Origin of the sequence: Flavobacterium sp. (assembly GCF_043779715.1) — a bacterium.
Taxonomy (GTDB): Bacteria; Bacteroidota; Bacteroidia; order Flavobacteriales; family Flavobacteriaceae; genus Flavobacterium.
Genome location: NZ_JAYWDT010000126.1, coordinates 1 through 7,873, shown reverse-complemented (window position 1 = coordinate 7,873; position 7,873 = coordinate 1). Strand labels below are relative to the sequence as shown.

Annotated in this window: 11 protein-coding genes; 5 read left to right on the top strand and 6 right to left on the bottom strand. The window is 30.5% G+C overall.

Annotated features, from left to right (window positions below):
- The 5 genes from ACH2BG_RS06445 to tpx all read right to left on the bottom strand — a co-directional run.
- Nucleotides 1–1,036, bottom strand: a 1,036-nt coding sequence (locus ACH2BG_RS06445) for an LptF/LptG family permease (RefSeq protein ID WP_395046888.1), incomplete at its 3' end; no start/stop codon positions are given.
- A 5-nt stretch (nucleotides 1,037–1,041) separates the two neighbouring features.
- Nucleotides 1,042–1,680 (bottom strand): outer membrane lipoprotein carrier protein LolA, encoded by a 639-nt coding sequence (locus ACH2BG_RS06440; protein ID WP_395046887.1) that lies wholly within the window; start codon nucleotides 1,678–1,680, stop codon nucleotides 1,042–1,044.
- Nucleotide 1,681: 1 nt separating this feature from the next.
- The gene (locus tag ACH2BG_RS06435) at nucleotides 1,682–4,144 is read right to left on the bottom strand and encodes a DNA translocase FtsK (RefSeq protein WP_395046886.1); all 2,463 of its coding nucleotides are present in this window, start codon (nucleotides 4,142–4,144) and stop codon (nucleotides 1,682–1,684) included.
- A 25-nt stretch (nucleotides 4,145–4,169) separates the two neighbouring features.
- Nucleotides 4,170–4,544 (bottom strand): diacylglycerol kinase family protein, encoded by a 375-nt coding sequence (locus tag ACH2BG_RS06430; RefSeq protein WP_395046890.1) that lies wholly within the window; start codon nucleotides 4,542–4,544, stop codon nucleotides 4,170–4,172.
- 8 nt (nucleotides 4,545–4,552) lie between these two features.
- Nucleotides 4,553–5,050, bottom strand: coding sequence for a thiol peroxidase (gene tpx / locus ACH2BG_RS06425; RefSeq protein WP_395046885.1), 498 nt, complete (start codon nucleotides 5,048–5,050; stop codon nucleotides 4,553–4,555).
- Nucleotides 5,051–5,214: 164 nt separating this feature from the next.
- Here tpx and ACH2BG_RS06420 point away from each other — a divergent pair, with 164 nt between their 5' ends.
- The 5 genes from ACH2BG_RS06420 (at nucleotide 5,215) to ACH2BG_RS06400 (ending at nucleotide 7,758) form a co-directional block, all read left to right on the top strand.
- Nucleotides 5,215–5,538 (top strand): ArsR/SmtB family transcription factor, encoded by a 324-nt coding sequence (locus tag ACH2BG_RS06420; protein ID WP_395046884.1) that lies wholly within the window; start codon nucleotides 5,215–5,217, stop codon nucleotides 5,536–5,538.
- A 126-nt stretch (nucleotides 5,539–5,664) separates the two neighbouring features.
- Nucleotides 5,665–6,138 (top strand): DUF6428 family protein, encoded by a 474-nt coding sequence (locus ACH2BG_RS06415; RefSeq protein WP_395046883.1) that lies wholly within the window; start codon nucleotides 5,665–5,667, stop codon nucleotides 6,136–6,138.
- Nucleotides 6,139–6,266: 128 nt separating this feature from the next.
- Nucleotides 6,267–6,881: a class I SAM-dependent methyltransferase gene (locus tag ACH2BG_RS06410; protein ID WP_395046882.1), complete on the top strand. Its 615-nt coding sequence runs from the start codon at nucleotides 6,267–6,269 to the stop codon at nucleotides 6,879–6,881.
- Between the two features lies 1 nt (nucleotide 6,882).
- Complete coding sequence (locus ACH2BG_RS06405; protein ID WP_395046881.1) at nucleotides 6,883–7,305, top strand: arsenate reductase ArsC; 423 nt, start codon at nucleotides 6,883–6,885, stop codon at nucleotides 7,303–7,305.
- 78 nt (nucleotides 7,306–7,383) lie between these two features.
- Nucleotides 7,384–7,758 carry a DoxX family protein gene (locus ACH2BG_RS06400; RefSeq protein WP_395046880.1) on the top strand — a complete coding sequence of 125 codons (375 nt, stop codon included), beginning with the start codon at nucleotides 7,384–7,386 and terminating at the stop codon, nucleotides 7,756–7,758.
- A gap of 33 nt (nucleotides 7,759–7,791) precedes the next feature.
- Here ACH2BG_RS06400 and ACH2BG_RS06395 read toward each other — a convergent pair.
- On the bottom strand, nucleotides 7,792–7,873 hold an 82-nt coding region (locus ACH2BG_RS06395; RefSeq protein WP_395046889.1), incomplete at its 5' end, for a DUF6952 family protein.

Genomic DNA, 7,873 nt, shown 5'->3' with positions numbered 1-7,873 from the left:
CAAAATTTTGTTTTGCACTCATGGCATCACTAGTTGCTATTTCTAATATTTTCGCTTTTTCAGCTTTAGACAAAAAACTTGTTAAGGGAACTATTTTTGGCTTTTTAGGTCTTAATGAATCTGGTTGAAGGTTTGCATTGAAGCCTATGCGTTGGTACACATTATCTGCAACGGATACTAATTCTTTATTATAACTTGTACTTAAGGAATCTACTGTATATTTGAGTTCTGACAAATTTAACATATTACATGAATTTGTAATATTTTCTTCACTCCCTTCGACTTTATTTAATTTCGATAAATCGATGTTGATATTGTATTTTTTGAAATTTACTTTTGCAAAAGGCATTTTTTGACGATCTTGATAATTTTTTGGTGTAATATCTTCATAATAATAACCATCTATTAATACCAATTGTAGCAAATTAGATTCCTCACTACTTATAAGTTGTCCGCTTTTAGATTTTATAACCGTTTTTGCTCCTTCTCCAAGGTTAGACTTTTTATGCATGGTTACTCCTTCTAGGAATTCGCCATTTTCACCCGTTTTTTTATCAACTTTTATATTGATATCTCCAATGGTATTAAACTGACCTTCAGCAATTGCCATAGCTGGCTTTACTTGAGCTATATTTTTTCTGAAATTTGTAAATTTAAATTCGGCATATGGAGTCACATTATTTGCAAAGAAAAATGCAGCTATACTTAATCCAAAAATAAATACAACCAACCCTTTTATAGCTCTTTGAAAAGAAATTCCAGCCGATTTCATAGCTGCAAATTCATAATTCTCAGCCAAATCTCCAAAAGTCATTATTGCTGAAAGTAAAACTGATAATGGAAGTACTAAAGGAACTAAGCTTGGCATTTTGAAAAGTAAAAATTTCAAAATTAAAATTAAGTCTAAATCTTTTCCTGCCAATTCCGAAATGAATAACCAAACAGTTTGAAGAATAAATATGAAAATTAAAATCACAAATACCGACACAAATGAAGTCAAGTACGTTTTTAGAAGATATTTATCAAGAATTTTCATTCAGTTTAGTCCAGTTTATTAATGTAATATTTAGGATATTTGCTTGGCACAAAAGTAAACTGATTTTTTGGTAATGTCTGATTGGTTTTGAAAGAATTAACAGTCAAAGTGATTTTTGTCCCATTTTTAGCAACCGATATCGTATTGTATATCTGATTTGTTGCCACATCTACTCCAACCAAAATTTGTTTACGCTCGTCTTTAGAACTTATTGGAGTCAGTTTTACATACTGAATTTTTTTTCCTTTTATGTTTTGCGTAATATCCCAAGCATATTTGAAACCTTTGCTAAAAAAAGTAAGCATTTTTGCTGGTGTATCATTATCATCTGCACTTCCAATGTTTGAAATAGATATTTCTTCGTCTTCAGCAACTATCGAATATAATTTTTTTCCGTCGCAAAGTTTTGTAACACCCATAAAATTCAATACATATTGATTTCCGCTTAGGGTGACATTTCCTTTGCTTTCCTGATTTACATTTTCCTTAAGATTATGCAAAGAATATTTAAAATCTATTTGAATATTTTTATAACTTTTTACTTTTGCCGAAACTTTATCAAGCAATGCTTTTGCTTTTACTGCATCTTGAGCTTGTGCAGAAAAACTAAAAACTATTAGTAATAAACCAATTATCTTTTTCATTTTAATTATTATTTTTTTCATTATTAAAAAATTGTTCTAAAGCGACTAAATCAGGAATATTCACACCACGCGCTTTACTTCCTTCAAATGGACCAACGATTCCTGCAGCTTCCAACTGATCTATTAATCTTCCTGCACGGTTGTATCCTAACTTTAGCTTTCGCTGAATTAATGAAGCAGATCCTTGTTGTGCTGTTACAATTACTTCGGCAGCATCTCTAAACAAAGTATCTCTTTCGGATATGTCCATATCAAGTTGTATGCCATTATCTTCTCCCACAAATTCTGGAAGCAAATAAGCTGTTGCATAAGCTTTCTGAGAACCTATAAATTCGGTTATTTTTTCGACCTCTGGTGTATCTACAAAGGCACATTGCACACGAACTAAATCGTTTCCGTTACTAAATAACATATCACCACGACCTATTAATTGGTCTGCTCCTCCTGAATCTAAAATCGTTCTAGAATCTATTTTTGAGGTAACTCTAAACGCAATTCTCGCAGGGAAATTGGCTTTAATCATACCTGTAATTACGTTTACCGATGGTCTTTGCGTCGCAATTATTAAGTGAATTCCAATGGCACGAGCTAATTGTGCCAAACGAGCTATTGGTAATTCTACTTCTTTTCCTGCAGTCATAATCAAATCAGCAAACTCATCGACAACCAAAACAATATAAGGTAGAAAACGATGTCCCGCTTCTGGATTTAATTTTCGTTGTTTGAACTTGTCATTGTATTCTTTAATATTTCGAACCATCGCATCTTTTAGTAAAGAATAACGGTTGTCCATTTCTACACAAAGTGAGTTCAGCGTAGCTACAACTTTTGCATTATCGGTAATAATGGCTTCGTCAGTATCTGGTAATTTTGCTAAATAATGACGTTCTATTTTATTAAAAAGTGTAAGCTCGACTTTCTTCGGGTCGACCAAAACAAACTTAACCTCTGCTGGATGTTTTTTGTATAATAATGAGGTTAAAACCGCATTTAACCCTACCGATTTTCCTTGTCCTGTTGCTCCAGCCATCAATAAATGCGGCATTTTTGCTAAATCGACAACAAAAGTTTCGTTAGAAATTGTTTTTCCTAAAGCGATAGGCAATTCCATTTCGGCTTCTTGAAACTTGGCTGAACCAATTACAGATTTCATAGAAACCATGCTTGGATTCTTATTTGGAACTTCAATACCAATAGTTCCTTTTCCAGGAATTGGCGCAATAATACGAATTCCTAATGCCGAAAGTGACAAGGCAATATCGTCTTCTAAACTTTTTATTTTAGAAATACGAATTCCTGCTTCTGGTACAATTTCGTACAACGTAACCGATGGACCAACGGTTGCTTTTATTTGAGCAATTTCAATTTTATAGTTGCGTAAAGTTTCTACAATTTTGTTTTTATTTTCTTCTAATTCTTCTTGATTGATGGTGATTCCGCCAGAAGAATAATCTTTTAGCAAATCGATTCCTGGGAATTTAAAATTTGATAAATCTAATGTTGGATCAAATTCTCCAAAATCGGCTACCAATCGTGATGCTAAATTTTCTTCAACAATGTCTTCTTCTTCAACTTTTTCGATAACAAACTCATTTTCATGTGTTTTGTTATGATTATCAGTTAAAATTTCTTCTTTTATAGTTGGTTCTAAAATTAATTCTGAGGAATTTGAAATTGTAGGTTTCAAGCTTTCTTTATTAATTTCGAATTGAGAAACGGGCTTCAAAGTGATTTCGCCTAAATCTTCTTCATCAGATTGAAACTCGAATTTTTTTGGAGGTAATTCAGCTGTTTCATCAGTTGCAAATTCTTCCAAATTATAGGTAGAAGTTGTATTGTTTATTGGTTTTAATTCTTCTTTTAAATCATTTTTAGTTTTCTCGAAGAAACCTTTAATCTTTTCTGGAGATACTTTTATTTTAAAAATTAAATAAATAACTATTCCGAAAACTAAAGCTAATAAAGTTCCTGATTTTCCTATGTAATCTTGCGAAAACAAATTCATCTCATAACCTATTACACCACCTAATTCTGGTAATAAATTACCAAAAAATCCAAAAAGAATAGATAAAATTATGATTACAAAAATATCCCAAAACCAAGTTTTTTTTAATTTTCCTATCGCTAAATCTAAAACTAAATAAGCTCCCGTTAAGAATAATAATCTAACAAATAAAAATGATGCTACTCCAAAACCTTTGTATATAAAGAAATCTGACACAAAAGCACCAAATTTTCCTAACCAATTTTGAATATTTGGGTTTCTAGCGGTAAAACTATCTAGTTCGCTTTGGTCATATTTCCCATTTACAAAATAGGATATAAATGATAACCCAAGAGCAATTGCAAACAACACCAATAAAACACCAATGGTAATTTTTTGTTGGCGAGACGGACTAAAACGATTTAACAAATTCGTTTCTTCAGGTTCTATAGGATTTATTTCTTTCTTAGCTTTTGCCATTAGTAGGTTTGCAGTATTTTAGTTTTTATAAAAATATTGGTAAATAAATCATTAAACCTATCGCAATTGATGTCATGGCAGCAAAGAAAACTGCTCCTGCAGCAATATCTTTTATAAAACCAATCCGTTCGTGATAATCTGGATGAATAAAATCAGCAACTTTTTCGACAGCAGTATTTAGTCCTTCAATACCTAAAACCAATCCAAAAGCTAGTATTTGAAACATCCAATCGGTTCTAGAAATTTGGAAATAAAAACCAGCAATAATCATTAGTACAGCAATAGATGATTGCACCATAACGCTATGTTCTGTGGTAATTAACTTGATTGCACCTTTTAGTGCAAATCCCATACTTTTGAAACGGCCTGTTACAAAAGTATTATCTTTCTCAAATTTCACACTCATAATTATAATACCGCTAAAGCATTTTCGTAATTCGGTTCATCGGCAATTTCTGGAACTTGCTCGCTATATTTTATGACACCATTTTCGTCCAGAACGATTACAACTCTAGAGTGTAAACCTGCAAGAACAGAATCTGTAATTTCAAGACCATAATTTTTTCCAAAACTTCCGTCTTTAAAATCTGATAGATTTTCGACATTTTCTAAGCCTTCGGCACCACAAAAACGTTTCTGAGCAAAAGGCAAATCACGAGAAATACATAATACTTTTGTGTTATCTAATGTACTTGCTTTAGCATTAAAAGTTCTTACTGATGTAGCACAAGTTCCTGTATCAATACTTGGAAAAATATTTAATACTACTCTACTCCCTTTATAATCAGCTAATGAAGCTATTGATAAATCACTTTTTACTAATGTAAAATCTGGTGCATTTGTACCTACTTGTGGTAAACTTCCTGATGTATTTATAGCGTTTCCGCCTAATGTTATTGCTGCCATTTTTGAATATTTTTAATGAGTTTCAAAAGTAGTAAAAATAATTAGGATTACAGAATTTAGGAATTATGTTTTTGAAATAGATTCTTGCAAAAAGTTTAACATTAAAAATTAAAATTATTATATTTATTTATCGTAATATTGCAATATATAAATATAATGAAATTATGGGAGCATCTAAATCAGAATCCTTTTCGGAAGAACAAAACGAGTTGGCAACACTTTTTAAAGCGCTTTCGCACCCTGCAAGAGTTGCAATAATAGAATATTTATTAACTGTAGACACCTGTATTTGTGGTGATATTGTAAACGAATTACCACTCGCCCAACCTACTGTTTCTCAGCATTTAAAAGAACTGAAAAATGCAAAAATCATACAAGGAAGCATAGAAGGAACTGCAATTTGTTATTGTATTAATATTGAAACACTGAAAAAATTCGAAAATTATTTTTTCAGTATTACTAAGAAATTAAAAGACAAATGTTGTTAAGTATCAATTATAAATTACGAATTACGAATTACGAATTACGATAAAAATCAAGTGTTTACAACTTAAAATAACTTCTCATTACTTAGTCTAAAAATCTAAGAAGTCTAACAATCTAATAATCAAAAAATGAAACTATCAGAATTTAAAAATCAGCTAGAAAATGTAACTCAGTTAGAATTTGTGTTACAAAGCGGACAAAAAGTCCCTTCCCATTTTCATATTACCGAAATTGGAATGGCCACAAAACAATTTACAGATTGTGGCAATACGTTTAGAGTCTCTAAAAAAGCGACACTACAATTGTGGACATCTGTCGATTTTTATCATAGATTAGAACCTAACAAAGTGATTTCGATAATTGAGGCAACTTCAGGTATGTTTGATGGTGAAGATTTAGAAATTGAAATCGAATTTCAACAAGAAACAGTTGGTAAGTTTGGATTAGAATATATTGATAATCAATTTGTTTTGACCAACACTAAAACCGATTGTTTAGCAAAAACAAATTGCAGAATTCCTGTCGAAAAAATAAAAGTAAAAATAAACGAACTGCAAGAAAATTTAACTTCTTGTTGCGCACCAAACTCTAATTGTTGTTAAGTATGAAATCATTTATTATCAAATATAAAAAACCCATTATAATCATAATTTCGATTACAGTTTTGCAATTAATTTGGGGTTTTGACCCAAAGTTTTGCATCATTAATTTAATTTGGTTATTTCTATAAATGGAAAATAAAAAAATACACTGGGAAAATGTTTTTACAACAAAAACAGAAAAAGATGTAAGTTGGTTTCAAGAAAATCCAGAAACTTCAGTAAATTTTGTCAAGGAATTTGATTTGCCAAAAAATGCAAAAATTATTGATATTGGTGGTGGAGATAGCCATTTTATTGATGCTTTGCTAGATTTAGGTTTTACAAATTTGTATTTGCTAGATATTTCAGCAAAAGCTATCGAGCGTATTAAAGAACGGTTGGGAGAAAAATCGAAAAATGTAACTTTTATAATTTCGGATATTTTAGATTTTGAATCGGAAATTACTTTCGATTTTTGGCACGACAGAGCTTCTTTTCATTTTTTGACAACAGAAAATGAAATTGAAAAGTATTCTGAAATTGTATCAAAATTAATTGAAAAAGAGGGAAAAATGATTATTGGTACTTTTTCTGAAAATGGGCCAAGAAAATGTAGTGGTTTAGATATTACACCTTATTCTGAAACTAAAATGAATCTAGTTTTCGAAGATAATTTCGAAAAAATAAATTGTTTTACAGAAGACCACAAAACACCGTTTGACACAATACAAAATTTCATTTTTTGTAGTTTTAATAAAAAATAAGATGATAAATGTTTTAGTCCTTTGTACAGGAAATAGTTGTCGAAGCCAGATTGCGCATGGTTATTTATACCATTTTACCGACGATAAAAAAGTGAAAATATATTCTGCTGGCGTAGAAACTCATGGAGTAAACCCAAAAGCAATTGCTATCATGCAAGAAGACGGAATTAACATTTCGCATCACACTTCTAATAATATCGATGAATACTTTGAGGTTCCTTTCGATTATGTAATTACTGTTTGTGATAATGCTAAAGAACGTTGTCCGTTTTTCCCAACCAAAGCGATTAAGTTGCATTATAATTTTCCTGATCCTGCAAAAGCCACTGGAACAGAAGCTGAAATTACAAATAAATTTCGATTGGTGAGAAACATGATTAAAGAATATTGTCAGGATTTTGCTGAAGATAATAATCTAAATTAATCTATTAGTTTTCAGCATTTTAATTCATTTGTAAGATTTTTTTTAGTAACTTTGATAAACAACCTAAAACCTAAATTTATGAAAATAGCTACAATTATTGTACGAGTATTATTGGGTGCATTATTAGTTTTTGCCTCTGCAAGTTTCTTTTTAAAACTTGCCCCTGAACCTGAAGTAACTGGTAATTTTAAAGCATTTCAAGTAGGAATAATTGCTTCATCATATCTTATGCCATTAGCAAAAGGACTTGAATTACTTTGCGGATTGTCCTATTTATCTGGAAAATATGTTACACTTGCTAATATTATCATACTACCTGTTACATTAAACATTTTGCTTATAAACTTGTATATGACTCCAGAAGGATTGCCTATTGCATTTTTTATATTTTTTGCAAATATGTTTTTAATTTATAGATATTGGGATAATTATAAAAGCTTGTTTACCGCTTAAAAAAAAAAATGCTTCTATATTTAGAAGCATTTTTTATTTATCTATTGATCCCAAAACTCTTTTCATAAAACTATTTAGAGCTTCTTTTTTATCCATTCCTCCTTTTGTCATTTTA